We start from the raw sequence: 1,887 nt of genomic DNA, 5'->3' as shown, positions 1-1,887 counted from the left end.
GTCTCCAAGTAGGCATACAAGCCTGTAGAAGGAATGTGCCATACAATTTTGTCCTGTGCCTTATTACAGAGCTTTCTCAATATATCCATTTTGTTTTTATAATAATCTTTTGTTCGCTTCACATGATGCCTATACATGCTACTGGTTAAAAATATTTCCAGTGCAGCTTGCGTAAGTATTGGCGTATTCAAATCCATACAATACTTCATTTCCAAAAATTGTTTTTTAAGAACCTCTGGCATTACCACCATACCGAGTCTCAACCCCGGTAACAAAGTCTTTGAAAAGCTCCGTAAATAGATAATGTTCTCTTTATTTCCCAGTGTATGAAGTGCATCCGACTTTTGATCCACTTCTAGATCTAACAAGTAATCATCTTCTAAAATAAAGACACCATAGCGCTCTGCAAGTTTTGTAATTTCCTTTTTCTGTGAATTGCTATAAGAAAAACCAGTGGGGTTCTGATAGCGTGGCATGGTATAAAAAAATTTTATATCACCTTGTTGAAACATTTTTTCTAAGTAATTCAGATTTACGCCATTATGATCTCTAGCAATACCAAGTGCAGGTATGTTTAGGTGTTTTAGAATTTTCAACATCAGTGAATAGGTTGGTTGTTCAAGGAGTATTTTTGATCCTCTATTGGGGAACTTCATAGCACTTATAATATGTAAAGCTTGCTGGGCACCATTTGTTATAAATATATTTTCTGATTTTGTAAACACTTGCATACCATTTAAATGTTTCGGCAATACTTGAATAAGCTCATCCATTCCCCTTGGTGAACCATATTGAAAGAGTTGGGGCCCATAAATTTTAATAGCTTTTTCTAAACAATGTTGAAAATCAATATAGGGATTTATCTGGTTAGGCAAATTGATATTGTTCATGTCAATAATCTTTCTGCCGATTTCATTTTTCATCACATAAAAACCGCTTTTAGGGACGGAATAGATAATATGTTCTCTTAATAATGCGTTGTATGCTTTAACAATCGTATCACTATTCATTCCTGTCTCATTTGACAATCTTTGAACAGAAGGCAGTTTAGTGCCTGGTTTATACTTGCCTGAATATATCTCTTCTTTCAGTAATTCTGCTAATTTCATATATTTATACATCACGCAACCACCAATCTATACCGGTATACCTTATATTTTCTATACTGGTTTTTGTTTGCAATTATAATTACAATGATTATATCACATCGTCAAAGGAGTATAAATATATGATGAACGTTCCCTTTAATCAATCAGACATACAGAAAATAACGTCAACTTATGAGACCCCATTTTATATCTATGATGAAACTGCCATAATAGAAAATATTCGCCGTTTAAAAAAAGCTTTTAGCTGGAATCAAGGCTTTAAAGAGTATTTTGCAGTAAAAGCCACCCCCACACCAGCAATCCTAAAGCTTTTTTTGGAAGAGGGTTGTGGCGCTGAATGCGCCTCACTCACAGAAATTCTTATGGCAGATCGATGTGGCTTTAAGGGACACGACATCATGTTCACATCAAACGTCACATCAGCTCATGAGTATCAAGTTGCTTTAAAACTTAATGCGCTTATTAACATAGATGATATCTCCCACCTTAGCTTGCTAGAATCGTGTGCCACAATTCCTGAAACAATCTGTTTTAGACTAAATCCAGGTTATCAAATAAAATATGGCGATAAAATCATCCTTGACTATACCAATAGCAAATTTGGGTCCACAAAAGCTCAATTAGAGCTGACTTATGGAAGGTTGCAAAAGGCTGGTGTAAAGCATTTTGGCATTCACACACAATTTGGTTGTCATAAGCGCGATCCAGAACATTTTGGTAAGAGTGCATACCCCATTTTTGAATTCATCGTTGAATTATATGAGAAAACAGGGATCGT

At 35.1% G+C, this 1,887-nt stretch carries 2 protein-coding genes; one reads left to right on the top strand and one right to left on the bottom strand.

The window, feature by feature from the left end:
* Nucleotides 1–1,109, bottom strand: a 1,109-nt coding sequence (locus AC220I_RS21905) for an aminotransferase-like domain-containing protein (protein WP_486725995.1), incomplete at its 3' end; no start/stop codon positions are given.
* A 119-nt stretch (nt 1,110–1,228) separates the two neighbouring features.
* Here AC220I_RS21905 and AC220I_RS21900 point away from each other — a divergent pair.
* The coding region (locus AC220I_RS21900; RefSeq protein ID WP_486725994.1) for a type III PLP-dependent enzyme domain-containing protein at nt 1,229–1,887 on the top strand (659 nt) is incomplete at its 3' end.

This window comes from Fusibacter sp. (genome assembly GCF_057447755.1).
Note: the sequence above shows the minus strand (reverse complement) of the source record. Positions and strands in the feature narration are given on the sequence as shown.